Consider the following 16,405-nt stretch of genomic DNA (forward strand, 5'->3'; position numbering starts at 1 on the left):
ACAAATTCATCGACCCGAACAACGCGCCGTCCTGAAACAGCACCCCGAACAACTTCCGGGTCTCATACAGCTTGCTCTCCGAACAAGTGACGATGTCCACACCGTTGATCACACAACGGCCCCGATCGGGCTTGAGCAGACCGATCATCGACTTCAGAAAGACAGACTTTCCCGTTCCCGACGGACCCAGCATCACCGACACCTCACCCGGAGGCAGGTTCAGCGTCACGTCCCGCCAGATCGCCTGCTTACCGAAGGACTTGGTCAAGCCCTGTACTTCGACCTCCACGCCCATCACGCCTCACAGACTTCTCTGGTGATGCACCGGATGCTCAGCGTCGTGCGGAGCTCGTTGCCTGGTCCGGAGACGAGTCCGCTGAGCAGACGGTCCAGGTCCTCCCGCACACCACAGCCGTCGAACGAGGGCAGATCGAAGGTGGAGATCACCTCGGTCGGCGGCGCCTCGGGGGTCAGTCCGAGGAGGCCCTTGATCCGGATGGACGCCGGAATCCTCGTGCGGCAATGCGGTCCGGCATCCAGCGGAACACCGTCCACTTCGAGGTCCCTGAGTGCGACGAACACCTTCGCGGTGACGTCGGCGTTCGCTGCGAGACCATGTTCGCCCGGCACGATCTGCACGGTGCCCGTGGCCACACCGTCAGGAATGAGCTCCACCCTGCTGGTCACCGGCATGATGCCGAAGGTGACGAAGTATCCCTTCGCGGGTGGAAGCGACAGGTTTCCCCGCAGGGTTCCCGTCGTCTCGACGAGCGCGTCGAAGCGGCCACGGGGAACCGTGAGGGTGGAGCCCAGTTTCGCGATACGGGTGACCGAGTCCACCCAGTAACCGGCGACGATGCCGTCTCCATCGGGCGCGTCCGTGGCACCAGGGGACGGCATCGTCGATGCGGACGCGGCGGCCTGCCGTGCCTCGATCCCGGCAGCAGCGGACCCAGAGCTCAGCATGGCCCCGGTCACCCCGATGACGAGAGCGACGGCGAGCGCTCGGGGCGCGATGCCCGATCGACGTGGCTTCATCTGCCGATACCTGCCCTGGGGAAATAGGAATTGTTTCGACCGCGGCCATGATTGGCGGCGAATTCGTTACCGAGCGGTACGTTACTGATCACCAACTGGTCACACAAGAAGCGGCCACGAGCGGCCGAGGAATTCCTGGCGCAAATGCGTTTTTTGTTATCCGCAGCAGCACGACGGCAACGGAAACCACTACCGGCACAACAGCCCGGACCCCGCAAGCGACCTTCGTCGCCGAGTTCACCGCGGCATATCACCGACTTAATCGGCGCCAGGCGCATAGCGGACGGCAATTGTCACACCGATGACAAGACGGGGAAACAGATTCGGCCATCAGCGATACAAAAAGGCGCCGGTGCGCGTAACGGGAGAACGTTTCGACATCTTCCTGTCAACGAGGCCCGGCCCCGAGCCACCCGTCCTCGGCCGGAGACGCCGCCCGCTCGAGGTGGTCGAAACCCTCCTACTCTCGTCGGTTCCGCCGCAGGTTACGAAGGCGTAGGTTACCCGCCCGTAGGGCCAGCAAGCGCGATAGCGGCCGGAACAGCACGAGGTCGTTGCCCAGGCAGGGGAGGTGATCGTGTGTCCGGATACGGCGAGGCGAAACCCGCCACCGAGCACGTCGGCGAGGAGTTCCGCAGTGCCAGGCTGCTCAGCTCGCTGCCACCGGACGTTGCCACGTTCCTGCGCCCGCATGCTGGCCGCATCTCCGCGGCGATCATCCAGGAGATCCAGCAGTCGGTGCCCGCCTACGCGCAACCACTGCGTGGCACCTTCGGCAGGACGCTGGTCGAGGGAGTGGAGCAGGCGGTACTGCACTGCCTCGACTGTCTCGGCAACCCCAGCGTCGGGAACGGCAGGTGGGTTGAGTTCTTCCGCGCCAGGGGACGGTTCGAGTTCCACCACCGGCACAACATGGACGCGCTGCAGGCGGCGGCCAGGGTGGGTGGCCGTGCCGCATGGCGCTACATCTCCGCCCTGATCACTCCGCAGATCATGGAGAAGGCGCCGGACCTGGTCTCCGTCTGCGCCGAGGGCATCCTCGCCTTCGTCGACGAACTCTCGGCGACGGCGCTGGAGGGCTACCACGCGGCTCAGGCCGAGGCGTCCGGAGCCGGTGAACACAGCCGAAGACAGTTGCTGGAACTCATTCTCGCCGGGACCGTCACCGCACCACTGACCATGCAGGGCCTGGCCTGCGCGGCGGGCTGGTCACTGCCGGAGCTCGCAACGGTCGTGGTCCTGCGACGCACGAACGGCAGCGGTGACCTGGCCTGGCTCGAGCACCTCGAGGACGTGCTGAGCGATACCGACTCGATGGAGCCGATCCTGCTCACCACCGATCCGCAACGGGACCTCGCCGCATTGAGCGATGGCAGGGTCACCGGCTGGCATGCGGCGGTATCGCCGCCCGTGCCACTCGCCGAATCCCCCTCCGCGCTGCGAACCGCACGGCGCGCACTGCGTCTGCTCGGCGGCGCGGCCACCGAGACGGCTCCGGTCATCTGGTGCCAGGATCATCTCGCGACGCTCTGGATCCTCGCGGAGGACTTCTTCCCCGCCGAGGTCGCGAAGCGCAGCCTCGATCCCCTCGACGCGCTCACCGAGAAGCAGCGTGAGCGACTCGGTGACACACTGCTCGCCTGGCTGGAAACCCGCGGGGGCGCGCCGGAGATCGCCAGGCGTCTGCAGGTGCATCCGCAGACGGTGCGATCCCGGATGCACCAGCTCAAGGACCTCTTCGGTGACCGCCTTGACGACGCGGACGACCGGCTGAGTATGCACCTCGCGTTGCGGGCACAACGGTTACTGCGGACGATGGCGGAAAGCTCGCCTGAGGCTCGGAGTACGGCGCGCTGAGCTGCGATTATGCATCATTGCGAGGTGATGTATTGGGCGTATAGTTGTATAAGGCGCATGCAACTATCACGTGCGGACTACCGTTCCCACCCGGAAGGGACCATCACCATATGACCGGCGTTCCCGACGTCACACTGAACAACGGCGTTGCCATGCCGCAGCTCGGCTTCGGCGTCTTCCAGATCCCGGACAAGGAGACCACCGCAGCGGTCACCTCCGCACTACAGGCGGGCTACCGCAGCATCGACACCGCCGCGATCTACGGCAACGAGGCGGGAGTGGGGGCGGCGATCGCCGACTCCGGCCTTTCCCGGGAAGAACTGTTCGTCACCAGCAAGCTGTGGAACAGCGAGCAGGGCTACGACAGCACGCTGCGCGCATTCGACGCCAGCCTGGACAAGCTCGGGCTCGAGACGCTGGATCTCTACCTGATCCACTGGCCGACCCCCGAACGTGACCGCTACGTGGACACCTGGAAGGCGTTCGGCAAGCTCCACGCCGACGGCCGCATCAGGGCCATCGGGGTGTCCAACTTTCAGCCCGCACACCTGGACCGGATCATCACCGAAACCGGGGTCGTCCCGGCCGTGAACCAGATCGAGCTGCACCCCTTCCTGCAGCAGGCCGAACTGCGGGAATTCCATGCCAAGCACGGCATCGCGACAGAGGCCTGGAGCCCGCTGGCGCAGGGCGGCGACCTGCTCGGCAACGAGACCGTCCGCGCACTCGCGGACAAGCACGAGCGCTCCGCCGCGCAGGTGATCCTGCGCTGGCACCTGCAGCTCGGCAACGTCGTCATCCCGAAGTCCGTCACCCCGTCCCGGATCAGGGAGAACTTCGCGGTGTTCGACTTCACCCTCAACGAGGGCGACCTGGCCGCACTGTCCGAACTGGACCAGGGCAAGCGGGTTGGTCCCAACCCGGACGAGTTCAACGTCGTCTGAGCCGACCGAACGCGGCGGGGCAGGGCCATCCGGCCCTGCCCCGCTTTTTGTGCCCACACAGGGAACGCATGCGGCTTCGGATATTTGACAATGAATGTCATTAACATAATCCTGGTCATCCGATAGGGCGACAGCAGCGGAAGACGGGAGGCCGAGTGACCACCACGCAGGCCAGGCAGACCTCGTACGCGGTGGACACCCGGACCGGCCTGACGGTGACGGTCCTGGCGCTCTCGGCGGTGCTGGTCGTGTCCGTGGTGATCGCGATCGCGCTCGGACCGACGGTCGTCGGGCTACCGGACACCCTGCGCTACCTCGCCTCCGCCCTCACCGGCGGCAAGCTCGACGCGAACGACATCACCGGCTACTCGATCATCTGGCAGGTGCGCACACCTCGCGTACTGCTGGCGGTCGTGGTCGGCGCGGGTCTGAGCGCCATCGGTGTGGTCGTGCAGGCGATGGTGCGAAACGCACTGGCGGATCCGTTCATCCTCGGCGTCTCCTCCGGCGCCTCCGTCGGAGCGAGTGCCGTGGTCTCCTTCGGACTGTTCGCGGGCCTCGGTGTGTACGCGCTCTCCGCCGCGGCCTTCCTTGGCGCGCTGCTCGCCTCGGCGCTGGTCTACCTCGCAGCGCACAGCAGGGCCGGACTCAGTCCACTGCGGCTCGTCCTCACCGGCGTCGCGCTTGCCTACGGGTTTCAGGCCGTGATGAGCGTGATCGTGTTCTTCGCCCCGTTCGGCGAGGCCGCTCGCACCGTGTTGTTCTGGCTGCTCGGCAGCCTCGGCGGCGCCACCTGGGGTTCGTTGCCCGTCGCGGCGGTCGTGGTGCTCGCAACCGTGGTGCTCCTGCTCCGCCGCAGTCGTTCCCTGGACGTGCTGGCGATGGGCGACGAGACCGCCGCGAGTCTCGGTGTGGACACCACATCGCTGCGGCGGTCACTGTTCCTGCTCACCGCGATCACCACCGGAGCACTGGTCGCGGTCAGCGGCGCGATCGGTTTCGTCGGCCTGGTGATGCCGCACCTCGTGCGCATTCTGGTCGGCGCAGGTCACGCCAGGGTGCTCACGATCGCACCGCTGGCCGGCGCCATCCTCCTGGTTTGGGTGGACCTCATCTCGCGGACGCTGGTCGCCCCCAGGGAGCTACCGCTCGGCGTGATCACCGCGCTGATCGGCGTTCCGGTGTTCGTCACGCTGATGCGGCGGCGCGGCTACCTCTTCGGAGGTCGCTGAGATGCGTCTCGACCTCGAGGCGATCTCCGTCGAGATCGCCGATGCGACCCTGATCCGGGCACTGGAGCTCACCGTGGGCAGCGGCGAGATCCTCGGGCTCGTCGGTCCGAACGGCAGCGGCAAGTCCACTGCGCTGCGTTGTATCTACCGCGCCCTGAGCCCGACCACCGGCGTTGTCCGGCTGGACGGCGATGACATCGCGACGCAGTCCTTGCGCACGACCGCGCAGTCCGTCGCCGCACTCACCCAGGAGAGCCACACCGAACTCGACTTCACCGTCGCGGAAGTCGTCGCGCTCGGCCGGTTTCCGCACCTGCGTGGCAACCAGGCACTCAGCGAGTCCGAACTGGAACTGTGTCACCGAGCCATGCTGCGCACCGAGGTGACCCACCTCGCCGATCGGGGCATGCTCTCGCTCTCCGGTGGCGAACGGCAGCGCGTCCTGATCGCCAGGGCACTCGTCCAGGAACCCCGGTTGCTGGTGCTGGACGAACCGACCAACCACCTCGACGTGCACCACCAGGTGCAACTCCTGACGTTCCTGCGCGAGTGCGGACTCACGGTCGTGGTGGCCCTGCACGACCTGAACCTCGCGGCCTCGACCTGCGATCGGCTCGCGGTACTGCGCCAGGGGCGGCTCGTCGCGACGGGTACGCCCGCCGACGTGCTCGAACCCGGCCTGATCCGCCAGGTGTTCGGGGTGACGCCCTCGATCGTGCCGCATCCCCGCACCGGGGTGCCTCAACTGCTCTTCGACGTCGGCGGCCCGGCCGGCAGCAGTGCACTGTCCAGCGAACTCGCCCGCACGACCTCAATCGAGTCATGACCTACACACCAAGAAGGGATGCGCCTGTGTACAGGTTGTCCGGACATCGATTCCTCGCCGTGCCCACGCTGGTGGCCTGCCTGCTGGCCACGGCCTGCGGGGCCGAGGTCGCCGAGCGTTCCGCCGAGGGGCCCGCCCCCGTCACGATCGACAACTGCGGACAGAGCATCACCTACCCGGTGCCGCAGCGAGCGGTGGCCTACGACATGAGCAGCACGGAGAAGATGTTCGCGCTGGGACTCGCTGACCGTATGCGCGGCATCGTGATGCCGTCCACAGCGGACCCGGCCGTCGCCAGATCCCCGTGGGCCGCGGACTACCGCGCCGTCGAGACACTGAGCACCGACGTGCTCAGCAGAGAGGTGGTGGTCGACGCGGAGGCCGACTGGGTGCTGGCAGGCTGGAACTCCGGATTCAGCGAAGCCCGCGGCATCACGCCGCAGCTGCTGAACGAGGTCGGTATCCAGAGCTACCAGCACACCGAGAGCTGCTTCAACTACGGCGACAACCCGGTGCGGGTTCCGCCGCTGGAGGCGCTCTACACCGACCTGACCCAGATCGGCCAGATCTTCCGGGTCGAGGACCGGGCGCGGCAGCTGGTCGCGGACCTGCGTGAGCGGGCGGACGTGCTGCGCGCCAATCGGCCCGAGGGCACACCTGCCAGGGTTTTCATCTACGACTCCGGCACCGACCAGCCGTTCACCTCAGGCGGGCAGGGCGCTCCCGACGCGCTCGTCTCCCTCGCCGGCGGCCGCAACATCTTCACCGAGCTGCCGCAACGCTGGACCACGGTCAGCTGGGAGCCCGTGGTCGATGCCGCTCCCGAGGTCATCGCTGTCGTCGACTACGGCGACCAGCCGGTCGAGGACAAGATCGAGTTCCTGAAGTCCTCCCCCTCACTGGCCTCGAGCCCCGCGGTCCGAAATGGACATTTTTATGTCCTGGATTACGGGCAGGCGGTGAGCGGGCCGCGCAACATCGAGGGCGCGGAACAGTTCGCGAAATACCTCCGCTCCATCGGTCGCTGACCGATCCCGCCCATCCCCTGTCCCGAGGACGAGAAGAGAGGAACCATGGCACAGCCGACGGCGACCGGACGCGAGCTGCTGGAGCAGCTGCCCGGCCCGCTACCCGTCCCGCAGATCATCGCCCTCAACCAACCGAAGGTGGATCTGCACACCTACCGTGACTATCAGTGGAACGGCTGGGACTTCGAGGTGCCGCCCGGCGTCTTCCTCCCCGGAGCCACCAGCCGGATGATCCATGAGCGACTGCTCGACGGCACGATCGAAGTGCGGGACAAGGTGTACGCCGCGATGGGTGCCGGTCTCGGGGTAGAGGCCGTCGTCGCAGGCTTGCGCGGTGCGCGCGAGGTGTACGCCATCGACGTGCATCCCGGCAGTGTCGAAACGACGCGACGGCACTACGAACGGCTGGTCGGGCGGCGCGCAGGAACCAGATTCGTCCCGGTCGTCGCCGACGTGTTCGACGGTTTTCCCGACGGGGTGAAGCTGGACGTCGTCACCTTCAATCCGCCCGCCGTGAGCCAGCCGGTCAGCGAAGACCCTGACATCGTGCGCAACGTATGCGTCGGTACCCCATTGCTCATCACGTTCTTCGAACAACTGACCGGCAGGAACCTGCTCGCGCCCGGCGCGGAGGTGTTCGTGGTCGCCTCCAACACCGCGGACCTGCGCGGAATCGCGCGAGCCGCGATGGCACACGGTCTGCGTCCGGAGGTGCACCACCTGCACGAATGGGACGACGCCGTGCGGACCTACGTGTTCCGGTTGCGACAGGAAGCGCGGGCATGAGCACACGATCGACCACACCACCCCACACCGTCGCCGACCTTGCCGACCGTGTACTCGCCGGATCGGAGGGCCCCGCGCCTGCCGGTCTTGTCGGAACCAGCGTCTTCTGGCTGCACCATGGCACTCGCCTCGCGGGAGGCGACACCACCTACCGCAACCGTTACGTGCTCGTCCGCTCCGGGCGCTCCTTCGGAGCTTGCGCATTCGAGGAAGGCGAACTGGACCCGGCGATCTGCGGCGCCGCCTCCGGAAGTCCACTCGCGACACTCATCGAACAGGGGCCTGCGGCGTTGCGGATCGCGGCGCTGGACGCATACCTCGCCGAGGTGCGGCCACACCAGGCCGACTCCCGCGCGGAAACGGTCCAGTTGCCCGCGGGGGATCCACTGGTACGGGCAAAGGCACGGGACGCGGCAATCGCGGGACTGCTCGACATCGGCCCCGGGGCACGGGTCGGACTCATCGGAGTGGTCAACCCGCTGGTCGCCGCGATCCGGGAGCGCGGAGGGGAATGTCTGCCCTGCGATCTCAACCTGCGCAGTACCCAGTGGGGCGACGTGGTCACCGACTCGATGACCGAGGTGCTCGACGAAGCCGACGCGATCGTCGCCACCGGGATGACGTTGAGCAATGGCAGCTTCGACGAGATCCTGCACCGGTGCGTCGAACGCGGGATCGCCCTGATCGTCTACGCACAGACCGGCAGCGCGATCGCACGCGCGTTCCTCGGATCCGGCGTGACCGCCGTGTCCGCGGAGCCGTTCCCGTTCTCCCAGTTCAGCGCCGACCCGACGACGCTGTACCGCTACCGTGAGGCACCAGGGGAGGTGGTCCGGCGGTGAGTGGCGCACGACCCGCCGCCGCGGAGGGCGACACCGACAAGGAGCCCGCGGTGCGGGAGCCGATTCCCGGAGATCTGCGGATGACGGTGGAGCTGTGGCCGGTGCTCCTCGCCTCCGCTGTCGGCCTTGTGCCGTTCACGGTGTTCAGTACCTTCCTGGTGCCGATCGCCGAAGGTGCGGGCACCAGCGTGGCCACCATGGGCAGTCTGCGGGGCCTTGGTGGGCTGGCCGCATTGGTCGTGGGTACCGCGCTGGCCCCGCTGATCGACAGGCTGCCAAGGGAATGGACGGCAGCGGGTGGGCTGGTCCTGCTCGGTGTGTCCTCGACACTCGGCGCGCTGGGCGACCTCGTGGCGCTGGCTGCGTTCTGCCTGCTGATCGGTGCCGCGACGGCCGTGCTCAACCCGGCGCTGGGTACCGCCGCCGCCGACCACTACGGCTCGGGACCCGCCGCGGGCAGGGCGGCGACCCTGGTGACCGCGACACAGTCGCTGACGGCGATGCTCGCGGCACCGTTGCTGGCACTGCCCGCGCTGCTGTGGGGATGGCAGGGTGATCTGCTCGCGGTGGGCGGTATCGCCGTGCTGCTGGCGGTCATCCTGCTGAGCAGGCGGCGTGCCCAGCCCGCGGAAGCGTCCGAGCGACCACGGCTCGGCTACCTGGCCTCCTTCCGCGCGCTGGCCGCTGTCCGTGGAGCGGTGGCACTTGTCCTGGTCGCGGCTCTGCGAACGGCCGCGTTCATGGGCTACCTGGCATACCTGGCGGCGTTCTACGACGAGCGGTTCGCGCTTGCGCCCGAGATCTTCGCGCTGGTGTGGACACTGTCGGGAGCCGCGTTCTTCCTGGGCAATCTCCTTGTGGGAAGACTGATCAATGCCGCGGGCTCCGGCGACAGGGTGGAGCGGGTGCTGGTGATCGGCCTTCTGGTCGCCCTCGTCGCGATGATCGGCTTCTATTTCTCGCCCGCACTACCCGTGGCACTGGCACTCACCGCCGTGCTTGGGCTGAGCCACGCCACCGTGGCCGCCTGCGTGGTGAGCCTCCTGGTCCGGCGATGTGGCTCGCTGCGCGGTTCGGCGCTCAGCGTGAACGCGGCCGGAATGAGTCTGGGTGTCTTCGCCGGTGCCGGCCTCGGCGTGGTCGGCCTCGCGGCCGCGGGGTATCCTGGCGCCGCGGTGGTCTTCGCAGGCCTCACCCTCATCGCGCTCGTCGCCGCGCTCACCGTGTCCCGCACGGGTTCCACACCGGCGAGCACGAACCCGGGGAGCTGACCGTGGTACGGGGCAAAGGATTCGCGCACTGTCATCACGGCGAGATCCTGCAGGGCGTTTTTCGCGACGAGAACGGGTCGCTCTGCCGTGGACTCGTCACGCTGCCGCTGAGCGCACTCGGCACACACGCCGAGTTTCTCCGCGAGCCGGGCACGTCACCGCGAACGGTGACGGTGACACCGGCCGGCAGGACCAAGGCGTCGCTTGCTGCCACCCTCGCCGTCGAACTGTGCGGCACGCTCGGACCGCACCCACCCAGCGGCGGGCACCTGCGGCTGCGCAGCGAGATTCCGATCGGCCTGGGGATGGGTTCCTCCACCAGCGACATCCTCGCCGCGGTCCGGGCGGTGGCTTCGAGCTTCGGCGTCCGGCTCGCGCCCGCGGTCATCGCCGCACTCGCCGTGCGAGCCGAGCAGGCGTCCGACCCCCTGATGTTGCCGGACGAGCCGTTGTTGTTCGCGCAGCGGGAGGGGCGGGTGATCGAGGTGCTCGGCGAGGCACTGCCCTCGGCGCTCGTCGTCGGGTGCACCACGGGGTGCGGCGATGCCGTCGACACCCTGGCACTACCCGCTCCCGACTTCGACGGTGCGGATCTCGTCGCGTTCGAGAGGCTCAGGATCGCGCTGCGGCAAGCCATCGCCGACTCCGACGTCGCGGCGCTCGGGCGAGTCAGCACCGAGAGTGCCCGGCTCAACCAACGGGTGCTACCGAAGGCGGAGTTCGAGATCCTGACCGCGATCGCGGACGCGTCCGGGGCGGCGGGCATGCAGGTCGCGCACAGCGGCAATGTGGCGGGACTGCTGTTCGACCCGTACCTGCCACGGCTGTCCCGCCGGCTGCGCGAATGTGTACACGCACTGCGCGACAACGGAATCACGGTAACCCGGATCTTCGACAGCGGTGTCAGCGAAAGGAAATGTGCGCGTGTACGACCACATCGCGGATTCGATCGGCCTGCCGGATCTGGTGCGCGCCGGCGAACGGCTCGTCTGCCTGCGGTTCGAGACGATGAAGGTGGTCTCGGCGCTGGGCGCGGTACGGCACCTGCTCGACCGGGGCGTGGTTCGTCCCGGTGACACGCTGCTGGACAGCTCCAGCGGAATCTACGCCTACGCCCTCGCTCTGGCGTGTCACCGTTACGGCCTGCATTGCCATATCGTCGGGTCCACCACTGTCGACGCGGCACTGCGGACACAGCTGGCGATCCTCGGCGCGACACTGGACCAGATGGAGCCCTCCCGCGACCTCAAGCACGATCAGCGCAGGCGGGTCGGACGGATCCAGGAGATCCTGCGGGAGAATCCGTCCTTCCACTGGATGCGCCAGTATCACGACAGTGTCCACTATCGAGGGTACGAGGCCGTGGCCGACCTGATCCGGCAGCAGATCGGGCAGTGCGGACTGACCGTGGTCGGCGGCGTCGGCTCCGGCGCGTCGACCGGGGCGCTGGCGACATTCCTGCGCAGGCACGACCCCGGCGTCCGGCTGGTCGGCGTCCAGCCCTTCGGCAGCGTCACCTTCGGCAGTGAGCACGTCGACGACCCCGAGATCATCATCGCGGGGATCGGCAGTTCGATCCCGTTCGGCAACGTGGCACACGAGTTGTACGACGTCATCCACTGGACATCCTTCGACGCGGCACTCGCGGGCAGCATCGCCCTGTTACGTGAACACGCGATCTTCGCTGGCCTGTCCAGTGGCGCCGCGTACCTCGCCGCCAGGTGGGAACGCCGCGACGACCCGGAACGAACAGTACTGTTCGTCGCGGCCGACACCGGGCACCGATATGTCGACTCGGTGTTCGGCAGGCACGAGGAGGCACCGCACCTCGCGGCGTTGCGGCCGCACCAGGTGTCCGCCGTGGAAGAGCTGGCACTCCCCTGGTCCAGGATGACCTGGAACGGCGCGGCACCCCCCGCCACCGCCACCCTCACCCAACCGGTGTGATGTCCCCAATGTGGCATTCGGGACGCTCAAGTTCCCCAATGCGGCATTCGGGACGTTGAAGTTCCCCAATGCGGCATTCGGGACGTTGGAGTTCCCGAAAGCCACATTGGGGAACTCCCACTCAGGCCGGGGACGGGTTCGGAGCCTCCCCTTCGTCGGTACCGGTGTCGGTGCCGGTGCCGGGGTCGGGGTCGGGGTCGGGGTCGGTGTGGTTGATGCGTTCGCGGGCGATTTCCGCCATCTGTACCGCGGCCGCCGTGGCCGGGACCGCGAGGAACGCGCCGAGCACACCGAGCAGCGTCGCGCCCGCACTGATCGCGACGATCACCGCGAACGGCGGCAGCCTGACCACCCGGCCCATCACGGCGGGCTCGATGAGGTTGCCCTCCACCTGCTGCACGGCCACGACGATGCCGAGCGTGGCCAGTGCCAGTGCCGGACCGCTGTCCGCGAGTGCGACCAGGGTCGCCAGCAGGCCGGTGAGCACCGCGCCGATGAACGGCAGGTACGCGCCGAAGAACACGAGCACCGCCAGCGGCAGGGCCAGTGGAACCTGTAGCAGCGCCAGACCGAGACCGATCAGCACCGCGTCGATCAGGGCCACGATGGTCTGTCCTCGCAGGAATCCGCCAATGGTCGCCCAGAGCCGCTCGGCGACCTCCCGGGCGATCCCGCGGTGCTGCCGCGGCGCGAGCCGCAGGATCCCGTGCACCATCCGGCCACCGTCGTACAGGTAGAAGAAGAGCGCCACGATCAGGAGCACGAGCCCGGTGAGCACGTTGAGCAGGTCCCGGCCCACACCGGCCGCGAGCCCGCTCCAGCTGCCCATCACCTGTTCCGCCAGTTCCGCCAGCGAGGTGTCCGAACCGACGCCGGGCAGCTTCTGGACGGTGGGCTCCAGCCGGACGAATGCCTGCCCGACGGAATCCGCCAGTCCCGGCGCCTGCGCGATGAACGGGGGAACGATCGCCGCGAAGATGCCGGACAGCACGGCGAAGCCCCCGAGCACCACCAGGAGCGCGGACAGTGCGCGGGGGACTCCGTGCGACTTCAACCATTCCGCCGCGGGGCTCAACGCCGCGGCGGGGAACAAGGCCAGCAGCAGCGGGACCACGACGATCGACAGCCGCGACAGCACGAACCAGGCCACCACGGCGATTCCGACGATGCCGAGCGCTGCCCACGAGTGCGCGCCGACGCGGCGCAACGCCGGATGATCGAGCACGTCCGTACCGCCGATCTAGGAGATCAACTGGTCGAGCTCGGCCAGTGCGGCCTTCGCGCCCTCGTCACCACTGTCGGCCAACTCGGCGACCCGGCCGCGAACGCGATCCCGCGCCTCCTGCACATTGGCCCAGTGCTCACGGTCTGGCCGGTTCTCCAGCCCGTACTCGACGACGGTGTCATAGCCGCCCCGGTTGCAGGGCTCGATGGCATAGCGGGTGCCCTCGTGATGCCACATCCAGATGGCGGTCGTCATCGTGTCAACTCCCCGGTCGGTTCGGCCGTGCTTCCTGTCGTCGGGACTACCCGATCATCGGCCGGGTGAATCTCGACGCTGTCACTTGCCCATGCCTGGGTTTGTGTGCTGCCGATCCGGGTAGCCGGGCGGCATGAGGGATTTCGCGCAGGACCGGATCGACGCGGCGCTGACCGGCATGGTGTTCCCGTGCGAACGCCAGGCGCTGATCCGGCACGCCGCCGCCCAGGGTGCGGATGATGAGGTCCTCGGCAGGTTGTCGGTGCTGCCGGAGAACACCTACGCCGATCTCGCCGACATCCACGCCGCGCTGGAGCGCACGACGCACGACAGCGCCCCCGCCCGGAGGACCGAGGTCTGATTCCCGGCAGACCCCGGTCCGCCCACCGCGGCAACGGACTCAGAAGCTGGACCTGAGCGCAGGTAGCAGGCTGTCCCTGGCGAAGTCCAGGAATCCGTCCTGCTGGTCGCCGCCGATCTGCACGAGAGCCAGGTCGGTGAATCCCGCGTCGGCGAAGGCCCGCACCTTCTCGACGATCGGATCGACGTCCGGGCCGCAGGGAATGGCCTTCGCGACATCGTCCTTGGTGACGAACTGCGTGGCCGCCGCGAAACCGCTTGGTCCCGGCAGTTCCGAGTTGACCTTCCAGCCGCCTGCGAACCAGCGGAACTGCTCGTGGGCGCGCTCGATCGCGGCCTCCCGGTCGGTTCCCCAGCTCACCGGCAGCTGGCCGATCTTGCGCGATGGGCCCTGCTCGGCGACCCGGTGTGCGTCCCATTCCTCGCACAGCTGCTTCTCCGGCTGGACCGCGATCATCGCGTCGGCGACCGGCGCGAACCGCTGCACCGACTGCCCGCCGGACACGGCGACGCCGATCGGCGTCCTGACTTCGGGCAGGTCCCAGAGTTTCGCCGAGTCGACCCGGAAGTGTTCGCCCGCGTAGTTGACGTAACCGCCGTCGAACAGGCCGTGGATCACCTGGATGGCTTCGGCCAGCATGTCGTGCCGCACGTTGACCGCCGGCCAACCCTGCCCGACCACGTGCTCGTTGAGATTCTCCCCCGCACCGAGCCCGAGGGTGAACCGCCCGTCGGAGAGCAGTTGCGTCGTCGCGGCCTTCTGGGCGATGACCGCCGGGTGGTAGCGCATCGTCGGACAGGTCACGTAGCTCATCAGCTCGACCCGCTCGGTGGCCCAAGCCGCGGCGCCGAGCACACTCCACGCGTACGGGGAATGGCCCTGTTCCACGAGCCAGGGCGAGGTGTGGTCACTGCTCACTTCGAAGTCGAAGCCCACGTCCTCGGCGTCGATCGCGAATCGGACCAGCTCCTTCGGCCCTGCCTGCTCGGTCATCAAGGTGTACCCGAAACGCATTGCGATCCCTCCTGTTCGAGACTGCCGGACAGCGGTACTTGCTCTGGCAGTTCCGGTTGTGTGGAACCGGAAACCGGCTGTAGTGCGGTGATCGTCGGGCACCCGCGGTCGAGGAGGTAGGCATCCGTTCCCGGTTCCGCTTCGCCCCCGACGAAGGTGCTGAGGACCTCTTCCTGGCCGTCGCGTTGCTTCAGCCGGGTCTGCACCGCCCCCGCCTTCGACAACGTCGCCCTGGTCAGCGGGCCGAGTTCGGCCGCCGGAACGTCGGGAACGTTGACGTTGAGCGTCGAACCGGCAGGAGCATCCCGGATCAGCGGCAACGCGGCGTGGATGACTGGATCGGCGATCGCCCAGCGCACGTGGTCCGCGTTCTCGACCGTCAGCGACACGGCCAGCCCGCTCACTCCGTTGACCGCGGCGGTGAGCACGGCACCCACGGTGCCTGAGTGGATCACCGCACGGCCCACGTTGAGTCCCCGGTTCACACCGGACAGCACCAGTTCGGGCGGATCGCCGAAGGTGCCCTCCAACGCGGCGAGGGTGATGAACGCGGGATGCGCGGAAACGCTGAAACACGGAACCTCCGGCAGCCCCGCCACGTGTTCCTCACGCACCACCTCCCTGCCTGACTCGGCCACCACGGTCAGCCCGGCACTGGCACCACTGGCCTCCTTGTGCGGCGCGGCGATCACGACGTCGAAGCCGGCGCGGACGGCGGCCACGGCCAGCGCGGCCAGTCCCGGCGACGCGATCCCGTCGTCGTTGGTGATCAGGGTTCGAGGCCCGTGCCCCATCGGCATCCTCCTCACGGTGGTGCTGTCACGGCCCGGCCCAGGTGCGCAGATCCACAAGATCCGCGAGGTCACGCACACCTTCGCCGCTGCTCGACCCGAGGCCGTGCCTGGTGACGTTGAGTGCGCCCGCCGCGGCACCCACCTTGATCGCGTCCTGCAACGACGTACCGACGGCCAATTCGGCCGCTATGGCCCCGGTCATCGAATCCCCCGCACCACGGGGATCCACCGGGTGCAGCCGGGGCATATGCGCCTCCCACACCTCGTCCCCGGCCAGAATCAGCGCGGGTTCGCCCGCCCTGGACAGCACGACCGTCTCCGCGCCCTCCTCCCGCAGGGTGCGCATTCCGCGGACCAGTGATTCCGCGTCGTCGGACTCGGCCCTGCCGTCGTCCAGCAGTTCCTCATGACTCACCTTGACCAGCTCGAGGCCGCCCTCGAGCACCGCGTTGAGCCGCTCCCCCGCGAGGTCCGCGACGACGACGCAGCCGTTGGATCTGAGGTCCGCGGCCAGCCGCCGGTACACCTCCGCGGGCACAGTGCGGCGATCCGAAGGACCACTGAGGATGGAGACCGTGCTCTTGATGCCCTGCAACAGCGCGGTTTCGTACACCGCGTCCAGTTCGTGCCTGGAGAGCGGATCACCTGGAATGTCGGCTATCTCCTGCCGTTCGACCCCCCGCCGGTCGTGCACGTAAGCCCCGTTGCGTGCCGTGACCGGCTCCTGGACGTGCTCGATACCGCTTTCGTCCAGCAGGTGCCGCAGCACCTGCCCCACCTCACCGCCCAGTGCGGCGCACAACGCCACCGGGACCCCGAGCGAGGCGATCATCCGTGCCTGCCATACCCCCTGGCCACCCGCGTGCAGGTGCAGATCCGGCGCGCCGCCGAGATCCTCCACGGTCACGGTCAGCAGAGGCGAGGGCGCGAACACCATGACACGTCCGTCCATGACGACCGCATACCCACAGATCGCCCTGGCTAG

General features: G+C 68.0%; 18 protein-coding genes. 11 read left to right on the forward strand and 7 right to left on the reverse strand.

The genetic code is table 11. From position 1 onward, the window contains the following. Together D0C15_RS01355 and D0C15_RS01360 are read right to left on the reverse strand one after the other, a co-directional pair. Positions 1-295, reverse strand: a 295-nt coding sequence (locus D0C15_RS01355; protein ID WP_116040589.1) for an ATP-binding cassette domain-containing protein, incomplete at its 3' end; no start/stop codon positions are given. Then, positions 295-1,038: a hypothetical protein gene (locus D0C15_RS01360; RefSeq protein WP_116040590.1), complete on the reverse strand. Its 744-nt coding sequence runs from the start codon at positions 1,036-1,038 to the stop codon at positions 295-297. The genes D0C15_RS01360 and D0C15_RS01355, both read right to left, overlap by 1 nt. A 579-nt stretch (positions 1,039-1,617) precedes the next feature. Here D0C15_RS01360 and D0C15_RS01365 point away from each other — a divergent pair. The 10 genes from D0C15_RS01365 (at position 1,618) to D0C15_RS01410 (ending at position 11,771) form a co-directional block, all read left to right on the forward strand. Then, a complete protein-coding gene (locus D0C15_RS01365; RefSeq protein ID WP_245975513.1) occupies positions 1,618-2,895 on the forward strand; it encodes a PucR family transcriptional regulator in 1,278 nt (425 codons plus the stop codon). 110 nt (positions 2,896-3,005) lie between these two features. Further along, positions 3,006-3,839: an aldo/keto reductase gene (locus D0C15_RS01370; protein WP_116040592.1), complete on the forward strand. Its 834-nt coding sequence runs from the start codon at positions 3,006-3,008 to the stop codon at positions 3,837-3,839. 209 nt (positions 3,840-4,048) lie between these two features. Then, on the forward strand, positions 4,049-5,071 hold the full coding sequence (locus D0C15_RS01375; protein ID WP_425455355.1) for a FecCD family ABC transporter permease: 1,023 nt from the start codon (positions 4,049-4,051) through the stop codon (positions 5,069-5,071). A gap of 1 nt (position 5,072) precedes the next feature. Next, positions 5,073-5,897, forward strand: coding sequence for an ABC transporter ATP-binding protein (locus tag D0C15_RS01380; RefSeq protein ID WP_116040593.1), 825 nt, complete (start codon positions 5,073-5,075; stop codon positions 5,895-5,897). A 26-nt stretch (positions 5,898-5,923) separates the two neighbouring features. Next, entirely contained in the window at positions 5,924-6,925 is a 1,002-nt protein-coding gene (locus tag D0C15_RS01385) for an ABC transporter substrate-binding protein (RefSeq protein ID WP_483964182.1), read from the forward strand. Between the two features lie 45 nt (positions 6,926-6,970). Continuing rightward, positions 6,971-7,711 carry a class I SAM-dependent methyltransferase gene (locus D0C15_RS33895; protein WP_162829867.1) on the forward strand — a complete coding sequence of 247 codons (741 nt, stop codon included), beginning with the start codon at positions 6,971-6,973 and terminating at the stop codon, positions 7,709-7,711. After that, complete coding sequence (locus D0C15_RS01395; RefSeq protein ID WP_116040595.1) at positions 7,708-8,553, forward strand: Rossmann-like domain-containing protein; 846 nt, start codon at positions 7,708-7,710, stop codon at positions 8,551-8,553. The genes D0C15_RS33895 and D0C15_RS01395 overlap by 4 nt, the downstream gene beginning before the upstream one ends. Further along, positions 8,550-9,824: an MFS transporter gene (locus tag D0C15_RS01400; RefSeq protein WP_245975514.1), complete on the forward strand. Its 1,275-nt coding sequence runs from the start codon at positions 8,550-8,552 to the stop codon at positions 9,822-9,824. Before D0C15_RS01395 ends, D0C15_RS01400 begins: the two co-directional genes overlap by 4 nt. A 2-nt stretch (positions 9,825-9,826) precedes the next feature. Beyond that, positions 9,827-10,900, forward strand: coding sequence for a GHMP family kinase ATP-binding protein (locus D0C15_RS01405; protein WP_245975515.1), 1,074 nt, complete (start codon positions 9,827-9,829; stop codon positions 10,898-10,900). Beyond that, positions 10,833-11,771, forward strand: coding sequence for a pyridoxal-phosphate dependent enzyme (locus D0C15_RS01410; RefSeq protein WP_116040596.1), 939 nt, complete (start codon positions 10,833-10,835; stop codon positions 11,769-11,771). Before D0C15_RS01405 ends, D0C15_RS01410 begins: the two co-directional genes overlap by 68 nt. Before the next feature lie 121 nt (positions 11,772-11,892). On the opposite strand, the gene D0C15_RS01415 is transcribed toward D0C15_RS01410, so the two are convergent. Together D0C15_RS01415 and D0C15_RS01420 are read right to left on the reverse strand one after the other, a co-directional pair. Then, positions 11,893-12,996 (reverse strand): AI-2E family transporter, encoded by a 1,104-nt coding sequence (locus D0C15_RS01415; RefSeq protein ID WP_162829868.1) that lies wholly within the window; start codon positions 12,994-12,996, stop codon positions 11,893-11,895. Between the two features lie 15 nt (positions 12,997-13,011). Next, positions 13,012-13,251 (reverse strand): hypothetical protein, encoded by a 240-nt coding sequence (locus D0C15_RS01420; RefSeq protein WP_116040598.1) that lies wholly within the window; start codon positions 13,249-13,251, stop codon positions 13,012-13,014. A 133-nt stretch (positions 13,252-13,384) separates the two neighbouring features. Here D0C15_RS01420 and D0C15_RS01425 point away from each other — a divergent pair, with 133 nt between their 5' ends. Then, positions 13,385-13,612, forward strand: coding sequence for a DUF2795 domain-containing protein (locus D0C15_RS01425; RefSeq protein ID WP_116040599.1), 228 nt, complete (start codon positions 13,385-13,387; stop codon positions 13,610-13,612). A gap of 39 nt (positions 13,613-13,651) precedes the next feature. Here the strand turns inward: D0C15_RS01425 and D0C15_RS01430 are convergent, their stop codons facing one another. The 3 genes from D0C15_RS01430 to D0C15_RS01440 are packed head-to-tail and all read right to left on the reverse strand — an operon-like array spanning position 13,652 to position 16,372. Beyond that, positions 13,652-14,626 (reverse strand): TIGR03557 family F420-dependent LLM class oxidoreductase, encoded by a 975-nt coding sequence (locus D0C15_RS01430; protein WP_116040600.1) that lies wholly within the window; start codon positions 14,624-14,626, stop codon positions 13,652-13,654. Further along, positions 14,605-15,420 carry a 5'/3'-nucleotidase SurE gene (surE, locus tag D0C15_RS01435; protein ID WP_116040601.1) on the reverse strand — a complete coding sequence of 272 codons (816 nt, stop codon included), beginning with the start codon at positions 15,418-15,420 and terminating at the stop codon, positions 14,605-14,607. The genes D0C15_RS01430 and surE overlap by 22 nt, the downstream gene beginning before the upstream one ends. A 25-nt stretch (positions 15,421-15,445) precedes the next feature. Beyond that, positions 15,446-16,372 carry a 1-phosphofructokinase family hexose kinase gene (locus tag D0C15_RS01440; protein WP_116040602.1) on the reverse strand — a complete coding sequence of 309 codons (927 nt, stop codon included), beginning with the start codon at positions 16,370-16,372 and terminating at the stop codon, positions 15,446-15,448. Positions 16,373-16,405 lie beyond the last annotated feature (33 nt).

Source organism: Amycolatopsis palatopharyngis (assembly GCF_003385185.1).
Taxonomy (GTDB): Bacteria; Actinomycetota; Actinomycetes; order Mycobacteriales; family Pseudonocardiaceae; genus Amycolatopsis; species Amycolatopsis palatopharyngis.

Coding starts and splice junctions, on each gene's coding strand:
- surE (WP_116040601.1), bottom strand. CDS start 15,420: ATGGGGCACGGGCCTCGAACCCTGATCACCAACGACGACGGGATCGCG.
- D0C15_RS01370 (WP_116040592.1), top strand. CDS start 3,006: ATGACCGGCGTTCCCGACGTCACACTGAACAACGGCGTTGCCATGCCG.
- D0C15_RS01360 (WP_116040590.1), bottom strand. CDS start 1,038: ATGAAGCCACGTCGATCGGGCATCGCGCCCCGAGCGCTCGCCGTCGCT.
- D0C15_RS33895 (WP_162829867.1), top strand. CDS start 6,971: ATGGCACAGCCGACGGCGACCGGACGCGAGCTGCTGGAGCAGCTGCCC.
- D0C15_RS01440 (WP_116040602.1), bottom strand. CDS start 16,372: ATGGACGGACGTGTCATGGTGTTCGCGCCCTCGCCTCTGCTGACCGTG.
- D0C15_RS01430 (WP_116040600.1), bottom strand. CDS start 14,626: ATGCGTTTCGGGTACACCTTGATGACCGAGCAGGCAGGGCCGAAGGAG.
- D0C15_RS01380 (WP_116040593.1), top strand. CDS start 5,073: ATGCGTCTCGACCTCGAGGCGATCTCCGTCGAGATCGCCGATGCGACC.
- D0C15_RS01420 (WP_116040598.1), bottom strand. CDS start 13,251: ATGACGACCGCCATCTGGATGTGGCATCACGAGGGCACCCGCTATGCC.
- D0C15_RS01425 (WP_116040599.1), top strand. CDS start 13,385: ATGAGGGATTTCGCGCAGGACCGGATCGACGCGGCGCTGACCGGCATG.
- D0C15_RS01395 (WP_116040595.1), top strand. CDS start 7,708: ATGAGCACACGATCGACCACACCACCCCACACCGTCGCCGACCTTGCC.
- D0C15_RS01410 (WP_116040596.1), top strand. CDS start 10,833: ATGAAGGTGGTCTCGGCGCTGGGCGCGGTACGGCACCTGCTCGACCGG.